Here is a 16,348-nt window from a genome sequence, read left to right on the forward strand (position 1 = left end):
CGTCAGGTGGGTGGCAGCGAGGCCGGTGGCGCCCGACGACGGCGCCGCATCCAGAGTTCGATCAGCTCGAACAGGCCTTCGCTGACCAGCGCCATCGCCGCAGCCGGCAGTGCACCGGCCATCAGCAGCTCGCGATCGTTGAGCGCCAGTCCCGTCACGATGCGCTCACCAAAACCGCCCGCGCCGATGAAGGCCGCGATGGTCGCTGTGCCGATGGCGATCGCAGTGGCTGTTCTCACGCCCGCCAGCAGCGTGGGCAACGCGAGAGGCAGCAGCACCAGCTGAAGGCTCTGCGGCGGCGTCATGCCCAGCGCGGTGCCGGCCAGTCGCAGGCCGTTGGGCACTTCGGTCAATCCGGTCACGGTGTTGCGCATGATCGGCAGCAGCGAGTACAGCGTGAGCGCGATGAGCGCGGGCAGGGCACCGATGGCGCCGAGCAGCGAGATCAGCACCGCGAGCAGCGCCAGCGAGGGCACGGTCTGCATCACGCTCGCAAAGCCCAGCACCACGGCGCGCAGCCGCAGGTGCGGAAACACGAGGATCGCCAGCGGCACGCCGATGAGGATGGCCACGCCGACCGACACCGCCACCAGCAGCAGGTGCTGGCGCGCGAGCGGCCAGAGGTCGGGCCCGAAGAGCTTGGCCGTGAAGCCGCGCGCGGCGCTCGGTGGTGTCTTGCCGTCTTTCGTGGCGCCCGCGAGGAAGTCGCGCGCGATGGTGTCGAAGCGCACGCCCTGCAGTTCGGCGCGCGCGTTCATCGCGATCATGGCGTGCTCGTCGATCTTGCCTTCGAGCGCCTGCAACGCAGCCCACGCCTTCGGCAGCCGCGCAGGCAGGTCGAGCTTGTAGAGCACCACCGCGTCGTAGCGCGGAAAGTACTGCTTGTCGTCCACGAGCACGCGCAGGCCGAGGTGGTCGATCTTGGCGTCGGTGGTGTAGATGTCGATGGCGTCGATCTGCTTGGCCGTCATCGCCTCGTAGGCCAGGCCATGGTCGAGCCCGGTCGGCGTCTGCGTGAAGCCGTAGCTTGCCGCCAGGCCTTTCCAGCCGTCGGCGCGGCCGATGAATTCGTTCGACAGCCCGATGCGCAGCTCGGGGTGTTTGGCCAGGTCGCTCAGCGTGCGCAGCCCGAGCTTGTCGGCATCGGCGGCGCGCACGGCCAGCGCGTAGCCGTCGTTGAAGCCCAGCGGAATCGCCACGCCCAGCCCGAGCGGTGCGAGCGCGGCGTTCATCGCCTCGCGCGTGTCGGCGGGCGAGCCCTTGAGGATCTCGAGTGCGATGGTGCCGGTGTATTCGGCGTACAGGTCGATGGCGCCCGAGCGCAGCGCTTCATACACGATGGCCGTGTTGCCCAGCCCCTGGCGCACGACGGGCGGCGATGCGGTGTGCGGTGCGGCGGTCTGCGCCAGCACCTCGGCCAGGATGTACGACTCGGTGAAGCGCTTGGAGCCGACGCGCAGCGTCTCGTCGGCGGCCTGCGCGCGGGGGGCGGCGGCGGCCAGCCAGAGCATCGCGAAAAGCCACAGGGCGGGGTGCCAGAAGCTGCGAGGCAGGTGCATCCGGGTCAGTGTATCGGCATCGCCGCGCCCGCCGTACCCGTCCGTCTCCTACACGCCGTGGTGCGCGAAGCCGATGCGCCACGGCCTTGCGGCGGCCCATAGTGGCCGTCATGAAAAAAACCAGGCATGCGCCCCCCGGTCCCGACATCCACGGCCTGCGCGAGCTGCCCGGCCTGCGCGTGGACGGCTACAGCCTGCAGCTGCGCGACAAGGACGGCTTCGTCGGCGACCAGGCCAGCCAGACGGCGTTTCGCGAACTGCTCGAGCGATGGCGCAAGCGGCGCCGCAAGACCGGCCGTGACCCGCTGGGCGCGGCCCATTCGCGCGACCTGAGCAAGAAGCAGCTCGACCGCGCGTTGCAGGAGAAAACCGCCACGGCCGCCGGCGACGTGATGCATGGCGCCATCGAGGAGTTCGCGCAAGAGCTGGCCTTCGTGGTGCAGCGCTTCGTGCGCCAGCCCTCGTGGCGCAAGGTGCAGCGCATCGTGGTCGGCGGCGGCTTTCCCGAGAGCGATGTGGGCGAGCGCGCGATCCTGGAGGCGGGCGCGATGCTCGAAGACCTGGGCGTGCACGTGCAGCTGGGCCGGCTGTCGCACAACGTGGACGACGGCGGGCTGATCGGCTGGGCGCACCTGACGCCGCCGCCGCTGCTGAAGGGGCACGACGCCATCCTGGCCGTGGACATCGGCGGCACCAACGTGCGCTGCGGCATCGTGAAGACGCGCCATCGCAAGGCGCCCGACTTCTCGCGCGCGAAAGTGGTCAAGCGAGAAAAGTGGCGCCACGCCGACGACGGCCCGAACCGCAGCCACATGGTCGAACGCATCGCCGACATGCTCGAGGACATGGTGATCTACGCCGAGCGCCGCAAGATCCGGCTCGCGCCCTTCATCGGCATCGGCTGCCCGGGGCTGATCCGCGCCGACGGCTCGATCGCGCGCGGTGCGCAGAACCTGCCGGGCGACTGGGAGAGCCCCGCCTTCCACCTGCCGGCCGCGCTGTGGCGGCGGCTGCCGATCATCGGCTCGGGCGCGACGCTGGTGCTCATGCACAACGACGCGGTGGTGCAGGGCCTGAGCGAGCTGCCGTTCATGCGCGACGTGCGCCGCTGGGGCGTGCTGACCATCGGCACCGGGCTGGGCAACGCCAGCTTCACAAACCGGCGCTGAGTTCGGCTTTACAGATCCTCGGGTCGCAGTTCCGCGCCGACGCGCGCGGTGGCCGAGGTGGTGGCGACGTTGCCCGCCGCATCGGTGGCGCGCAGCTCGATGTTCGCCAAGCCGGCGCGCGCGGGCGTCCAGCTGCAGGTGTAGGGCGCGGCGCGCAGCGCGCAGACGGTCTTGCCGTCGACGATGAAGGCCAGCTCGGCCACGCCGGTGTCGTCGGTCGCGCTGCCCGTCAGCCGCACCGGCAGGCCTGCGGCCGACGCCGCCATGGGCGGCACGTTCAGCGTGACGGTCGGTGCGGTGGTGTCGGCCGGCGCGCGCACGATCACCTGCGCCGACGCGACCTCGGCATTGCCCGCGGCGTCGATGGCGATCACGCGGACGATCTGCACGCCCGGCGCGGTCGGCGTCCAGTGGCAGGTGTAGGGCGGGGCGGTGAAGGTGCAGATCGGCAGGCTGTCGGTGCCGATCACCTTCACGCCGAAGACGCCGACGTTGTCGACCGCCACGGGCGCCAGCGCCACCGGTTGGCCCACGGTCGCCATCGCGGGCGCGGCCAGGGACACGGCCGGCTTCTGGCTGTCGGGCACGCCCAGCGGCAGGTCGATGGTGAAGGCCGCCTGCCCCTGCACCGCCTTCTGCTCGAAGGCGTCGAAGATGGTGAGCCACGTCGCGCCCGGTGCGCGGCCCGGGGCCTGGGCCTTCACGAGCAGCGTGGTCTTGCCGACGGCGAAGCAGCTGAAGCCGCAGCGCCAGTCGAACACGAAGCGGCCTTCGGCGTTGGTGCTGCCCTGCGCGATCGGCTCCAGCGGCTTGCCGGCGCCCGGGTCGCGCCACACCGAGACGGGTGCGCCGGCCAGCGCGGCGCCGCTCTCGCGCTCGGTCACGCGCACCTGCGTGGCGGTGGTCGCGGCCATGAACTTCGAGCTGCCGAGCTTGGGCCAGTCGCGCCAGTCGGTGTTGATCTGTGCCTTGGTGCCTTCGGTGAAGCGGATCAGGCCGAGCGTGGCGACGCGGTTGGCGGCCGGGTCGTAGCGCTGCTCGAACACGGTGCCCAGCAGCGGGTCGAGGCGCCAGTGCTGGCGCGTCCACCAGTAGCGGTCGGTGTGCTTCACGAGGGCGAGGTCGCTGGCGGGCGCGGTCTCGGTGGTGTCGGCGACGGCGATGGCGTTGTAGTACTCGCCGGAGCCGGCGCCGAACACGTGCTCCAGCTCGTGCAGCAGGGTCTTGAGCTGGCGCCCGAGGTAGTCCTTCTCGGTGGACTCGGGCGCGGCCGGCGTGATGGCGCGCGACAGGCGCAGCGGGTCGTGGATGGCGGTCCAGTTCAGGTTCCAGGTCACGCCGGTGGGCGGGAAGGTGGTGCTGGTGGTCAGGCCGCCGTGGCTGTAGCCGCGCTTCGAGGGGCCGACGCACAGCACGATCTCGCCGCCGGCCACGCCGCTGAAGCCGCAGGGCGGCGCCGCGCCGGGCGCGACGATCTGCAGGTCTTTCGCGGGATCGAAGGTGAAGCTGCGCACGGTCTCGCGCTGGAACACGGTGTTGAGGTCGGCCACGTACTGCGCGAGCCGGCGGCCGGCTTCGGGCGCGCCGATGTCGGCCGCCAGTTGCGGGTCGATGAAGAAGCGCAGGCGGTGCACGCTCGGCGTGGCGCGGCCGACTTCGTTCATGGCTGCCCAGGTCGGGGCGGCGGACAACGGCAGCAGCAGGGCCCAAACGACAGGCAAGGCTGCGCCCAGCCGGCGCGCGAGCGCCAGCAGCGAATCAATGAAAGGCATCGATTTTTTCCCCGTGCTCAGGGGAATCCGGCAGTGATCGACAACAAAGGGGACCGCTTCGGGCCGCGCGAAGGTGTCGCCCGGCGCCCAGCGCACAGACCCCGCGGCGACCGCCTTTGCCGGTCACGCTCCTGCATCGCATCGAGGTCGCCGAAGGCGATACGCCCTGACGGGCGCCGATGCTTCTGAAGTGCGGGGGACTACTGGTTGCTCATTCAGTGCGGAGGGCGGGCGGACCGCTCATTCCTCCACACGATGTGGCAACAATCAGTGAACCTTTATCTTAATTTCTGGGCTCGTAGGAAGGGAACTTGCCTCGCTGTAGTGGTGCCTGTTATTTGGGCACTTTCTCACGACAACGGCGGTACGAATGGCGCTTCGGTGGGCCCCATGAGGCCGGGCCGGAGCGGGCTGCCCCGCGATGCAGGGGGCTCCGAAGGAACATTCATCCACCGGAACCGGTGGCGATTCTAGTGTGAATGTTCAATTGGTTGCAATTGTGTTGCATTCGTGCATCTTGGGCGATGCACTGCCCGCCTACAGCTGGAAGGCGACGGTCAGCAGCAGCCCCTCTGCCACGTCGCGCAGCAGCCCCGGGCGCCGCGCGCGGTAGGGCTCGCCGGCCGAGGCGGTGGTCTCGATCCATTCGGCCAGCCATTCGATGTCGTCGTGGCCGTAGAACACCACCGCCGCCTCGTGGTTCAGCAGCAGGCTGCGCAGGTCGAGGTTGATCGAGCCGCACATCGCCAGTTCGTCGTCGACCACCACGGCCTTGGCGTGCGCCATGAAGGGCAGCATGCGAAAGCTCACGCCTGCGCGCGCGAGGTCGCGCATGGCGCGTGCGCGCACGAAGTCGGCCAGCCGGTGGTTCGACTGCGCGGGCATCGCGATGGTCACCTGCACGCCGCGCCGCGCGGCGAGGCGCAGCGCATCGCGCAGGCCGTCGCCCGGCACGAAGTAGGGCGTGATCGCGAGGATGCGGTGCTCGGCGCGAAAGCAGGCGTCGATGAGCAGCGCGTGCGCCGTGTCCTCGGTCTGGTCGGGGCCGCTCGGCAGGAACTGGGCCATCGCGCAGCCGGGCCCCGCGGGCACGTCGGCGGCGGTGATGGCGCGCGCCTTGCGCCCGCGCACCGAGCTCCAGTCGTGGTCGAACTGGCGCGCGGCGGCGGCAGCCACGCTGCCGTGCAGGTCGAAGGACAGGTCGTGCCAGGCTTCGGGGTGCTTGTCGTTGCCGGAGAAATACTCGCCCGCGAGGTTGCGCCCGCCCGACCACAGCCAGCGGTCGTCGGCGATGGTGAGCTTGCGGTGGTTGCGCAGGTTGCGCGGACCGATGCGGCGCAGGCTGAAGAAGGGTCGGAACACCGCCACCTCGCCCCCCGCCGCGCGCAGCCGGTCGAAGTGATGGCGCGGCAGCGAGAGCGCGCCGAAGCCGTCGAGCAGCACGCGCACCTTGATGCCTTCGCGCGCGCGCTGCGCGAGCCGCGCCAGCACGGCGTGGCCGAGCGCGTCGTCGCCGATGATGAAGGTGCACACGTCCAGGCGCTGGCGCGCGCCGTCGATCACCTCGAACAGTGCCTCGCGCGCGGCCTCGCCGTCGGCGTGCATGCGGATCGCGCAGCGCCCGGGCGGCGCCAGGCCGAAGCTCTCGATCAGGTCGGCCGCCCAGTGGCCCGGCGGCAGCGAACGCGGCGGCCGGGGCGCGCCGGCCGGGCGCAGCTTGCGCTGGCCGAACAGCAGGTACATCGGCAGGATCGCGTAGGGCATGAGCACCAGCCCCATGACCCACGCGATGGCGGTGGTGGGGGCGCGCTGCTCGCGGCGCGTGCGCGTGGTCAGCACATAGACCAGCAACGCGAAAGTGACGGCAAGAAAATGCTGCGAAGGGGAGGGCAGCCAGTCGAAGAGGGTGTCCGGCATGGGCGGGTGATGCCTCGGTGCCCGCTCAGCGCTGCAGGAAGGCCGGCACGCCGCGCCCTTGCGAAGCCAGGAACCGCATCATCGGATCGACCACCGTGCGCACGGCGGGCCGCGCGCCCACGCGCTCGCGCCAGGCCACGAGGCGCGGCGTGGCGTCGGTCATGCCGGCGCCCTTGCGGTCGGCGAACACATGCGCCATGTAGAAGGCGATGTCGGCGAAGGAGTAGGGGCCGGCCAGGTGTTCGCGCGTGGCGAGCAGGCCTTCCATCTCTTCGTAGAAGCGCGCGCAGGCGGCACAGGCCGCGACCGCCGGGGCGCTTTGCATGGCGTCCTGCAAGCCGAAGAGCTTGATGACGTTCGGGAAGAACACCTCGTCCGACTTCTGCTCCAGCTGCCGCGCGCGGGCCCGGTCGGCGATGCCCTCGGGCCACAGCGCGGGCTGCGGGTAGCGGTCTTCGAGGTACTCGAAGATCTGCGTCGAGTCGAACAGCGCGACCTCGTCGTCGACCAGCACCGGCACCTGCTGCTTCACCGGGTTCACGCGCAGCACCTCGGGGTGCTTGGGCTCGTAGGCGTCGTCGGTGGTGAACGGCACCATGGTGAGCTCGAAAGTGATGCCTTTTTCGTACGCGGCGATCTGCACCTTCGCGCCGAACATGCTGAGGGGGCCGGAGTAAATCTGCGTCGTCGTCATGCCCCCGACTTCAACAGAAAGCGCGCGTCAGGTCGAGCCCCAGACTTCCTGCGCTGTCTCGACCACGAGGCGCAGCTTGTTGCGCTGCGCTTCGACGGCGATGTTGTTGCCGTGCACCGTGCTGGAGAAGCCGCACTGCGGCGACAGCGCGAGCTGGTCGAGCGAGGCGTACTTGCTGGCGTCCTCGATGCGGCGCTTGAGCTCGTCCTTGTCTTCCATCTCGCCGAACTTGGTGGTCACGAGGCCGAGCACCACGGTCTTGCCCTTGGGCAGGTAGCGCAGCGGCTTGAAGTCGCCCGAGCGGGCGTCGTCGTATTCCATGAAGTAGGCGTCGAGGTCCATCTCCTTGAGCAGCGCCTCGGCCACCGGCTCGTAGTTGCCGGCCGCGGCGTGCGTGCTCTTGAAGTTGCCGCGGCACAGGTGCATGGCCAGCAGTATGCCCGGCGGCTTCTGTGCCACCACCTTGTTGATGAATGCGGCGTAGCGGTGGGGCAGCTCGTTCGGGTCGTCACCGCGCTTGCGGGCGGCTTCGCGCATGTGCTCGTCGCAGAGGTAGGCGAGGTTGGTGTCGTCCATCTGCACGTAGGTGCAGCCGGCGGCGGCCAGCGAGCGCAGCTCGTCGCCATAGGCCTTGGCCACGTCGTCATAGAACACCGGGTCGAGCTCGGGGTACGCGTCCTTGCTGATGCCCGCGCGCCCGCCACGGAAGTGCAGCATCGTCGGCGACGGGATCGTCACCTTCGGCGTGCGGCCGGCCGACACCTGGCTCTTGAGGTACTGGAAGTCGGCGAGCTGGATGTCCTTCACGTGGCGCACCTTGTCGATCACGCGCATCGCGGGCGGCGCCAGTTCCTCGGTGCCGTCCGGGCGGCGGATGGTGACCGGGATGTCGGTCTTCACGCCGCCGAGCTGGTCGAGGAAGTCGATGTGGAAGTAGGTGCGGCGGAACTCGCCGTCGGTGATGCTCTTGAGGCCGATGTCTTCCTGGAAGCGGACGATCTCGGTGATGGCCTTGTCTTCGACCTCGCGCAGTTGCTCGGGCGTGATCTGGCCCTTGGCTTTCTGCTCGCGGGCTTCGAGCAGGTACTGCGGGCGCAGGAAGCTGCCCACGTGGTCGTAGCGGGCGGGCAGGGCGGCATGCTGGGACATGGAATGAACTCCGTCGTGACTGTGAACGAGCGGAATCCTAGCGCCTTCGAGAAAAGCCTGTTTGTATACGTAGTCGTCAGTGTTTACCCTTGAATAGGGGGTTTTGCGCTGGAATTTCTCTCTGTTCTGTATACATTGCGTATTCATGAAGACGCCCACGACCGCCTTTCCGCTCAACGCCTGGTATGCCGCCGCCTACGACGTCGAAGTGCGTCACGCGCTGCTGCCACGCACCATCTGCAACCAGAAAGTGGTGCTGTTCCGCCGCACCGACGGCCAGGTGGCCGCGCTCGAAGACGCCTGCTGGCACCGGCTGATGCCGCTGTCGCTGGGCCGCCTCGAGGGCGACGAGCTGGTCTGCGGCTACCACGGCCTGGTCTACAACAGCCAGGGCCGCTGCACCCACATGCCGAGCCAGGAAACGCTCAACCCCTCGGCCTGCGTGCGCAGCTTTCCGGTGGTCGAGAAGCACCGCTTCGTGTGGATCTGGCCCGGCGACCCGGCCAAGGCCGACCCGGCGCTGGTGCCCGACATGCACTGGAACGACGACCCGGCCTGGGCCGGCGACGGCAAGATGATCCGCGTCCACTGCGACTACCGCCTCGTGGTCGACAACCTCATGGACCTCACGCACGAGACCTTCGTGCACGGCTCGTCCATCGGCAACCGCGAGGTGGCCGAGGCGCCCTTCGTGGCCACGCACGGCGACCGCTCGGCCACCGTCACGCGCTGGATGGAGAACATCGACGCGCCGCCGTTCTGGGGCAACCAGATCCGCCATGCGCGCGGCTACACGGGCAAGGTCGACCGCTGGCAGATCATCCGTTTCGAAGGCCCGTGCACGGTGAACATCGACGTCGGCGTGGCCGAGGCGGGCAGCGGCGCGGTGCCGTCGAACGACAACCCCGGCGACCGCAGCAAGGGCGTCAACGGCTACGTGCTCAACACCATCACGCCCGAGACCGACAAGACCTGCCTGTACTTCTGGGCCTTCGCGCGCAACTACTGCCTGGGCGAACAGCGCCTCACGCACGAGCTGCGCGAGGGCGTCTCGGGCATCTTCCGCGAGGACGAGATCGTGCTCGAAGCGCAGCAGAAAGCCATCGACGAGCACCCCGACCACCAGTTCTACAACCTCAACATCGACGCCGGCTCGATGTGGGCGCGCCGCCTCATCGACCGCATGATCGAGAAGGAGCGGCCCGCGCGCGCCGCGATCCCGATCCGTCCCGCCCCAGAGAGCCAGGCCGCGTGATGAAGGTCGCCACCGTCTCTCCCGCCGAGCCCGGCGACAGCGGCAGCTCGCAGGCCGTGAAGGCGCAGCTGCGGCTGCGCGAGATGATCCTGGCGGGCGAGCTGCCCGGCGGCGCACGCATTGCCGAGGTCGCCATCTCCGAACAGCTCGGCGTGTCGCGCACGCCGGTGCGCAGCGCGCTCATGCGGCTCGAACAGGAAGGCCTGCTCGAAGCGCTGCCCAACGGCGGCTATGCGGTGCGCACCTTTTCCGAACGCGATGTGGCCGACGCCATCGAGCTGCGCGGCACGCTCGAAGGCCTCGTGGCGCGGCTGGCGGCCGAGCGCGGCGCGGCGCCCGTGGTGCTGCGCGAAGCGCGCGCCTGCCTCACGCGCATCGACGAGCTGCTGCGCGAGCCTGCGCTCGACGACGCGGCGTTCTCGCGCTACGTGACGCACAACGAGAAATTCCATGCGCTGCTGTGCGAGATGGCGGGCAGCCCGGTCATCGCACAGCAGCTCGAACGCGTGGTCAACCTGCCGTTCGCTTCGCCCTCGGGCTTCGTCATCGTGCAGGCCAATTCGCCGGCCGCGCGCGACATGCTCGTGATCGCGCAGGACCAGCATCTGCAGGTGCTCGACGCCATCGAGTCCGGCGAGGGCTCGCGCGCCGAGGCGCTCATGCGCGAGCACAGCCGCATCGCGCGGCGCAACCTGCGCGAGGCGCTGCATGGCACGCCGAGCGCCGAACAGCGTCCGCTGCCGGGCGTGCAACTGATCCGCCGTCGCGGCTGATCGACGACTTCTTTTTCTTCTCTTTCCCCGCTGGTGTTCCCCGATGAAAAGCGATCTTCAATGGATGCAGGCGCAGGTGGTGGCGCTGCGCGACGTCACGCCCACCGTGCGCGAGTTCACGCTGCGCCCCGACACCGACTTCGTCGCCGCGCATGAGCCCGGCGCCCACCTGCAGGTGCAGGTGATGACCGAGCAGGGCCGCGTGCAGACGCGCTCCTATTCGCTGGTGGGCGAGGGCGACGGCAGCTGCTGGCGCATCGCCGTCAAGCGGCTGGACGACGGCCGGGGCGGCTCGCGTGCGATGTGGCGGCTGGCCGAGGGCGACCGGCTGCAGGTGAGCGCGCCGCAAAACCACTTTCCGCTCGACCTCGCGGCGCCCGGCTACCTGCTGGTGGCCGGCGGCATCGGCATCACGCCGCTGGTGCTGATGGCGCAGCGCCTCGGTGCACTGGCGCAACGTCGCGGCGTGCCGGTGGCCATGCTGTACGGCGCGCGCCATGCGGGCGAGTTCGGCTACCTCGACACCCTGCGCGACGCGCTGGGCGAAGCCGGCGTGCAGGCGCACGAAGGCGCCGCGCCCATCGACTTCGACGCCGCCATCGCCGCGCTGCCGCCCGGCGGCCAGCTCTACACCTGCGGCCCGGTGCCGATGCTCGAAGCCGTCAAGCGCGCCTGGGCCGCGGCGGGCCGGCCGCTCGCCGACCTGCGCTTCGAAACCTTCGGCAGCAGCGGGCGGCTTGCGACGCAGGCTTTCACCGTGCGCATTCCGCGTCACGACCTGTCGATCACCGTGCCGGCCGACTGCACGTTGCTCGACGCGCTCGATGCGGCCGGCGTGCAGACCCTGTCGGACTGCAAGCGCGGCGAGTGCGGCCTGTGCGCCATGGACGTGCTGGCCGTGGACGGCGAAGTCGACCACCGCGACGTGTTCCTGAGCCCGCACGAGAAGCAGGCGACCACGCGCATCTGCGCCTGCGTGTCACGCGCCGTGGGTACGCTCACGCTCGATTCCGCGTACCGCCCGGACCTGTGAAAACATCGGTTGCGCGATCATCGCGCAACCATTCGAATGATCGCGCAACAAAGACCCGTGCGGCGGGCGGGTAGGTGGTTGCCTGCTCCGTCAATTGTTGCGAATTGTTCAAAATACGCCCGGTTTCGCGTTCCGTCCCTCAAAGGAAAAATTCCATGCAAAGACGCCATCTCATCCAGACCGCCGGCCTTTCGGCGATTGCGCTCGCCACCGCGCTGTCGCTGCCCGTGGCCAGCGCCCAGGACAACAAGTTCAAGATCGGCCTGATCCTGCCGATGACGGGGCAGTCGGCCTCCACCGGCCGCCAGATCGAGGCCGCCGCGCGCCTGTACATGGCACAGAACGGCGACACCGTGGCCGGCAAGAAGGTCGAGCTGATCGTGAAGGACGACACCGGCCTGCCCGACGTGACCAAGCGCCTGGCGCAGGAACTCATCGTCAACGACAAGGTCAACGTGATCGCCGGCTTCGGCATCACGCCGGCCGCGCTGGCCGCCGCGCCGCTGGCCACGCAGTCGAAGACGCCGCAGGTCGTGATGGCCGCCGCCACCTCGAGCATCACCGAGGCCTCGCCCTACATCGTGCGCAGCAGCTTCACGCTGCCGCAGGTGTCGGTGGTGATGGGCGACTGGGCGCCCAAGAACGGCGTGAAGTCGGTGGTCACGCTGGTCACCGACTACGGCCCGGGCAACGACGCCGAGAAGTTCTTCAGCGACCGCTTCCAGCTCAACGGCGGCAAGGTGCTCGAGAAGCTGCGCGTGCCGCTGCGCAACCCCGACTTCGCGCCGTTCCTGCAGAAGGTGCGCGACGCCAAGCCCGACGCGCTGTTCGTCTTCGTGCCCTCGGGCGCGGGCGCTGCGGTGATGAAGCAGTTCCTGGAGCGCGGCATGGACAAGGCCGGCATCAAGATGATCGCCACCGGCGACGTGACGGATGACGATCAACTGAACGACATGGGCGACGGCGCGCTGGGCGTGGTCACCTCGCACCACTACTCGGCCGCGCACCCCTCGGCGCTGAACAAGAAGTTCGTCGAGGCCTTCCAGAAAGCCAACCCCAAGATGCGCCCCAACTTCATGGCCGTGGGCGGCTATGACGGCATGCGCGTGATCTACGAAGCCCTCAAGACCACCAAGGGCCAGGGCGGCGGCGAAGCACTGCTGGCAGCCATGAAGGGCCAGGTCTTCGAGAGCCCGCGCGGCCAGGTGCTGATCGATGCGCAGACGCGCGACATCGTGCAGGACGTGTACCTGCGCAAGGTTGAAAAGAAGGACGGGCAGCTCTACAACGTCGAGTTCGACGTGATCAAGGGCGTGAAGGACCCGGGCAAAGCCAAATAATTTGGCGCTTTGTCGGTTGGGGCGCTGCCGTTCAGGGCGGCGCTCCCGCCGACGGGGCACCTTGCTCCGCGAATGTCCCCCGGGGCTTCGCCCCTCCTCCTTGATTTCGCTGCGCAAGGCACCCCATCAGCGTGATCGTTTTCAGAGCACGGGTTGATCGGCCGCAAACCGACAGCGTGCCCTCGTGCACAGGGCACCGGGTGCTTCCCGCAGCGAAATCAAGGAGGAGCGAAGCGGGGGACATTCGCGGAGGGAAGTACCCGGTGTCCTGTGCACGCACCCTGAATAGCAGCATCCTGAACGAACGCACCAGACTCAGACAACCGACATGCTGACCATTCTTTTCGACGGCATCGCCTACGGCATGCTGCTCTTCGTCCTCGCCGTGGGGCTGGCTGTGACGCTCGGGCTGATGAACTTCATCAACCTCGCGCACGGTGCCTTCGCCATGGCGGGCGGCTATCTCACCGTGTTCGCGATGCAGAAGTTCGGCGTGCCGTTTCTGGCCTGCCTGCCGCTCGCGTTCATCGTCGTCGCGCTGGCCGGCGCGCTGCTGGAGCGCACGCTCTACCGGCCGATGTACGGCAAGCCGCACCTGGACCAGGTGCTGTTTTCCATCGGGCTGGCGTTCATGGCCGTCGCGGCCGTCGACTACTTCGTCGGCTCGTCGCAGCAGAACCTGCAACTGCCCGAGTGGCTGCGCGGGCGCAGCGAATTCGGCGACGGCGCGTTCCTGCTGGGCATGGGCCACTACCGCATCTTCATCATCGCCGTGTGCGCGGTGCTCACCGTGGTGCTGCAGCTCATCCTCTCGAAGACGCGCTTCGGCAGCCGCCTGCGCGCCGCCGTCGACGACCCGCGCGTGGCCGCCGGGCTGGGCATCAACGTCAACATCGTGTTCCTGCTGACCTTCGCCGTGGGCTCGGGCCTGGCCGGGCTGGGCGGCGCGCTGGGCGCGGAAATCCTCGGGCTCGACCCGACCTTCCCGCTCAAGTACATGATCTATTTCCTTATCGTGGTCTCGGTCGGCGGCACCTCGTCGATCACCGGGCCGCTCGCCGCCGCGCTGCTGCTCGGCATTGCCGACGTGGCCGGCAAGTACTTCATTCCGAAGATGGGCGCGTTCACCGTCTACCTGCTCATGATCCTGATCCTCATGTGGCGGCCCCAGGGCCTGTTCACGCGCAAGGGAGGCCGCTGAGATGAGCGCGCCTGCCTATGAATCGGCCCTGCTGCGCACCGCGCGCTGGCGCCCCTGGGAGTTCGTGGTCTGGGCCGTGGCCTTCGCGCTGCCGCTGGCCATGCCCTCGCACTCGCTGCTGGTCAACGAGATCGCCATCGTCGCGCTGTTCGCGATGTCGCTCGACCTGATCCTCGGCTACACCGGCATCGTGTCGCTCGGACACGCCGCCTTCTTCGGCTTCGGCGCGTACGCCGCCGCGCTGTTCGCCAAGCTCGTCATGCCCGACCCGACCGTCGGCCTCGTGTTCGCCACCGTGCTGTCGGCCGTGCTGGGCCTCGTGGCCAGCGTGACCATCCTGCGCGGCAGCGACCTCACGCGGCTCATGGTCACGCTGGGCACCGCGCTGCTGCTGCTCGAACTCGCCAACAAGCTCGACTGGCTCACCGGCGGCGCCGACGGCCTGCAGGGCGTGGTCATGGGGCCGGTGCTCGGCCTCTTCGAGTTCGACCTGTATGGCCGCACGGCCGCCTGGTACTCGCTGGCCGTGATGCTCGTGCTGTTCCTCGTGATGCGCCGCATCGTGCATTCGCCCTTCGGCGCCACGCTCAAGGCCATCCGCGACAACCGGCTGCGCGCCATGGCCATCGGCATCCCGGTGGTGTCGCGGCTCGCCGTGGTCTACACCGTGGCCGCCGGCATCGCGGGCGCCGCGGGTGCGCTGCTGGCGCAGACCACCGGCTTCGCCTCGCTCGACGTGCTGGCCTTCGACCGCTCGGCCGACGTGCTGCTGATGCTGGTCATCGGCGGCGTGGGCTGGCTCTACGGCGGCGTGGCGGGCGCCATCGTCTTCAAGCTGCTGCAGACCTGGCTGTCGTCGGTGACGCCGCAGTACTGGATGTTCTGGATCGGCCTCATCCTCGTGCTGCTGGTGCTCGTGGGACGCGACCGCCTGCTCAAGCCGTGGACCTGGTTCGGCGCTGCAAAGAAGAAGGGCGGTGCGGCATGACCACCGACACCGTGCTCTCGACCCAAGGCCTCGTGATGCGCTTCGGCGGCATCACCGCCACGAACAACGTCACGATGGAACTGAAGCGCGGCGCGCGCCATGCGCTCATCGGCCCGAACGGCGCCGGCAAGACCACGCTGATCAACCTGCTGACGGGCGTGCTCACGCCCACCGAAGGCCGCATCTCGCTGCTCGGCGAAGACATCACCACGCTCGCGCCGCACAAGCGCGTGGCGCGCGGGCTGGTGCGCACCTTCCAGATCAACCAGCTCTTCGACTCGATGACGCCGCTGGAAACGCTGGCGCTCGTGGTGTCGCAGCACAAGGGCATCGGCGCGCAATGGTGGCGCCCGCTGGGCGCGGACAAGCGCATCGCCGAGCGGGCAGGACAACTGCTGGAGCAGTTCCACCTCGCCGACGTTGCGCAGCAGCAGACGAAATTCATGGCCTACGGCAAGCGTCGCCTGCTGGAGATCGCCATCGCGCTGGCTTGCGAGCCGCGCGTGCTGCTGCTCGACGAGCCCGTGGCCGGCGTGCCTGCCGGCGAGCGCGAAGAGCTGCTGCAGACCGTGGCCGCGCTGCCGGCCGACGTGTCGGTGCTGCTCATCGAGCACGACATGGACTTGGTGTTCAGCTTCGCCGACCGCATGACGGTGCTGGTCAACGGCGCGCTGCTGACCGAAGGCGACCCCGAGACGATCGCCAACGACCCGAAGGTCAAAGAGGTCTACCTGGGCCACGGAGAACATGCCCATGTCTGAACTGCTGCGCATCGAGAACCTGAGCGCCGGCTACGGCGAGGCCGTGGTGCTGCACGACGTGGCGTTCACGCTCGGCGAGGGCCAGACGCTCGCGCTGCTGGGCCGCAACGGCACGGGCAAGACCACGCTCATCAACACGCTGGCCGGCGCCACGCGCCAGCACGGCGGCACCATCGCGCTCGGTGGGCAGGCGGCGCTGCACAAGCTGCAGCCGCACCAGCGCGCGGCGGCGGGCATCGGCTGGGTGCCGCAGGAGCGCAACATCTTCAAGTCACTCACGGTGCATGAGAACCTCACCGCCGTGGAGCGGCCGGGCCAGTGGAGCCCGCAGCGCGTCTACGAGATGTTCCCACGCCTGGCCGAGCGCAAGACCAACCTGGGCACGCAGCTCTCGGGCGGCGAGCAGCAGATGCTGGCCGTGGGCCGCGCGCTGGTGCTCAACCCGAAGCTGCTGCTGCTCGACGAGCCGCTCGAAGGCCTGGCGCCCATCATCGTGGAAGAGCTGCTGCGCGCCATCCGCCGCATCACGCAGGGCGAAGGGCTGGCCGCGATCATCGTGGAGCAGCACCCGCAGGCGATCCTCGCGATTTCCGACCAGGCCGTGGTGCTCGACCACGGGACCATCGTGCATGCCGACACTGCGGCGGCGCTGCGCGCGCAGCCGGAGGTGCTGGACCGGCTGCTGGGCGTGGCGCGGTAGCGGCTGGTCAGTCACAACGAACTACTAGGAGACAGAC

At 69.1% G+C, this 16,348-nt stretch carries 14 protein-coding genes; 9 read left to right on the plus strand and 5 right to left on the minus strand.

Translation table 11 applies throughout. The features are described from left to right. Positions 1–2: 2 nt before the first annotated feature. A complete protein-coding gene (locus tag AC07OH_RS01115) occupies positions 3–1,559 on the minus strand; it encodes an ABC transporter permease/substrate-binding protein (protein ID WP_495299295.1) in 1,557 nt (518 codons plus the stop codon). A gap of 110 nt (positions 1,560–1,669) precedes the next feature. Here AC07OH_RS01115 and AC07OH_RS01120 point away from each other — a divergent pair, with 110 nt between their 5' ends. Further along, a complete protein-coding gene (locus AC07OH_RS01120) occupies positions 1,670–2,728 on the plus strand; it encodes an ROK family protein (protein ID WP_495299296.1) in 1,059 nt (352 codons plus the stop codon). An 8-nt stretch (positions 2,729–2,736) separates the two neighbouring features. On the opposite strand, the gene AC07OH_RS01125 is transcribed toward AC07OH_RS01120, so the two are convergent. The 4 genes from AC07OH_RS01125 to AC07OH_RS01140 form a co-directional block, all read right to left on the minus strand. Continuing rightward, complete coding sequence (locus AC07OH_RS01125) at positions 2,737–4,500, minus strand: Ig-like domain-containing protein (RefSeq protein ID WP_495299297.1); 1,764 nt, start codon at positions 4,498–4,500, stop codon at positions 2,737–2,739. 537 nt (positions 4,501–5,037) lie between these two features. Further along, on the minus strand, positions 5,038–6,417 hold the full coding sequence (locus AC07OH_RS01130) for a phospholipase D-like domain-containing protein (RefSeq protein WP_489057475.1): 1,380 nt from the start codon (positions 6,415–6,417) through the stop codon (positions 5,038–5,040). A 25-nt stretch (positions 6,418–6,442) separates the two neighbouring features. Further along, the gene (locus tag AC07OH_RS01135; RefSeq protein WP_495299298.1) at positions 6,443–7,111 is read right to left on the minus strand and encodes a glutathione S-transferase family protein; all 669 of its coding nucleotides are present in this window, start codon (positions 7,109–7,111) and stop codon (positions 6,443–6,445) included. 27 nt (positions 7,112–7,138) lie between these two features. Beyond that, complete coding sequence (locus AC07OH_RS01140) at positions 7,139–8,260, minus strand: 5-methyltetrahydropteroyltriglutamate--homocysteine S-methyltransferase (protein ID WP_495299299.1); 1,122 nt, start codon at positions 8,258–8,260, stop codon at positions 7,139–7,141. Positions 8,261–8,405: 145 nt separating this feature from the next. On the opposite strand from AC07OH_RS01140, the gene AC07OH_RS01145 reads away from it, so the two are divergent. The 8 genes from AC07OH_RS01145 (at position 8,406) to AC07OH_RS01180 (ending at position 16,311) form a co-directional block, all read left to right on the plus strand. Further along, a complete protein-coding gene (locus tag AC07OH_RS01145; RefSeq protein WP_495266445.1) occupies positions 8,406–9,515 on the plus strand; it encodes an aromatic ring-hydroxylating dioxygenase subunit alpha in 1,110 nt (369 codons plus the stop codon). Further along, positions 9,515–10,288: a GntR family transcriptional regulator gene (locus AC07OH_RS01150; protein WP_062470623.1), complete on the plus strand. Its 774-nt coding sequence runs from the start codon at positions 9,515–9,517 to the stop codon at positions 10,286–10,288. Before AC07OH_RS01145 ends, AC07OH_RS01150 begins: the two co-directional genes overlap by 1 nt. Before the next feature lie 43 nt (positions 10,289–10,331). Further along, a complete protein-coding gene (locus AC07OH_RS01155) occupies positions 10,332–11,321 on the plus strand; it encodes a PDR/VanB family oxidoreductase (protein ID WP_495299300.1) in 990 nt (329 codons plus the stop codon). A gap of 155 nt (positions 11,322–11,476) precedes the next feature. Beyond that, complete coding sequence (locus tag AC07OH_RS01160; RefSeq protein ID WP_489057469.1) at positions 11,477–12,661, plus strand: ABC transporter substrate-binding protein; 1,185 nt, start codon at positions 11,477–11,479, stop codon at positions 12,659–12,661. A gap of 328 nt (positions 12,662–12,989) precedes the next feature. Next, positions 12,990–13,862, plus strand: coding sequence for a branched-chain amino acid ABC transporter permease (locus AC07OH_RS01165; protein WP_056582994.1), 873 nt, complete (start codon positions 12,990–12,992; stop codon positions 13,860–13,862). Between the two features lies 1 nt (position 13,863). After that, positions 13,864–14,850, plus strand: a complete 987-nt coding sequence (locus tag AC07OH_RS01170) for a branched-chain amino acid ABC transporter permease (RefSeq protein WP_062470615.1) — start codon at positions 13,864–13,866, stop codon at positions 14,848–14,850. Continuing rightward, the gene (locus AC07OH_RS01175) at positions 14,847–15,611 is read left to right on the plus strand and encodes an ABC transporter ATP-binding protein (RefSeq protein ID WP_062470612.1); all 765 of its coding nucleotides are present in this window, start codon (positions 14,847–14,849) and stop codon (positions 15,609–15,611) included. The genes AC07OH_RS01170 and AC07OH_RS01175 overlap by 4 nt, the downstream gene beginning before the upstream one ends. Further along, complete coding sequence (locus tag AC07OH_RS01180; protein ID WP_495299301.1) at positions 15,604–16,311, plus strand: ABC transporter ATP-binding protein; 708 nt, start codon at positions 15,604–15,606, stop codon at positions 16,309–16,311. The genes AC07OH_RS01175 and AC07OH_RS01180 overlap by 8 nt, the downstream gene beginning before the upstream one ends. Positions 16,312–16,348: the final 37 nt, after the last annotated feature.

The organism is Variovorax sp. GW821-FHT10C12 (assembly GCF_059415405.1).

Coding starts and splice junctions, on each gene's coding strand:
- AC07OH_RS01115 (WP_495299295.1), bottom strand. CDS start 1,559: ATGCACCTGCCTCGCAGCTTCTGGCACCCCGCCCTGTGGCTTTTCGCG.
- AC07OH_RS01120 (WP_495299296.1), top strand. CDS start 1,670: ATGAAAAAAACCAGGCATGCGCCCCCCGGTCCCGACATCCACGGCCTG.
- AC07OH_RS01125 (WP_495299297.1), bottom strand. CDS start 4,500: ATGCCTTTCATTGATTCGCTGCTGGCGCTCGCGCGCCGGCTGGGCGCA.
- AC07OH_RS01130 (WP_489057475.1), bottom strand. CDS start 6,417: ATGCCGGACACCCTCTTCGACTGGCTGCCCTCCCCTTCGCAGCATTTT.
- AC07OH_RS01135 (WP_495299298.1), bottom strand. CDS start 7,111: ATGACGACGACGCAGATTTACTCCGGCCCCCTCAGCATGTTCGGCGCG.
- AC07OH_RS01140 (WP_495299299.1), bottom strand. CDS start 8,260: ATGTCCCAGCATGCCGCCCTGCCCGCCCGCTACGACCACGTGGGCAGC.
- AC07OH_RS01145 (WP_495266445.1), top strand. CDS start 8,406: ATGAAGACGCCCACGACCGCCTTTCCGCTCAACGCCTGGTATGCCGCC.
- AC07OH_RS01150 (WP_062470623.1), top strand. CDS start 9,515: ATGAAGGTCGCCACCGTCTCTCCCGCCGAGCCCGGCGACAGCGGCAGC.
- AC07OH_RS01155 (WP_495299300.1), top strand. CDS start 10,332: ATGAAAAGCGATCTTCAATGGATGCAGGCGCAGGTGGTGGCGCTGCGC.
- AC07OH_RS01160 (WP_489057469.1), top strand. CDS start 11,477: ATGCAAAGACGCCATCTCATCCAGACCGCCGGCCTTTCGGCGATTGCG.
- AC07OH_RS01165 (WP_056582994.1), top strand. CDS start 12,990: ATGCTGACCATTCTTTTCGACGGCATCGCCTACGGCATGCTGCTCTTC.
- AC07OH_RS01170 (WP_062470615.1), top strand. CDS start 13,864: ATGAGCGCGCCTGCCTATGAATCGGCCCTGCTGCGCACCGCGCGCTGG.
- AC07OH_RS01175 (WP_062470612.1), top strand. CDS start 14,847: ATGACCACCGACACCGTGCTCTCGACCCAAGGCCTCGTGATGCGCTTC.
- AC07OH_RS01180 (WP_495299301.1), top strand. CDS start 15,604: ATGTCTGAACTGCTGCGCATCGAGAACCTGAGCGCCGGCTACGGCGAG.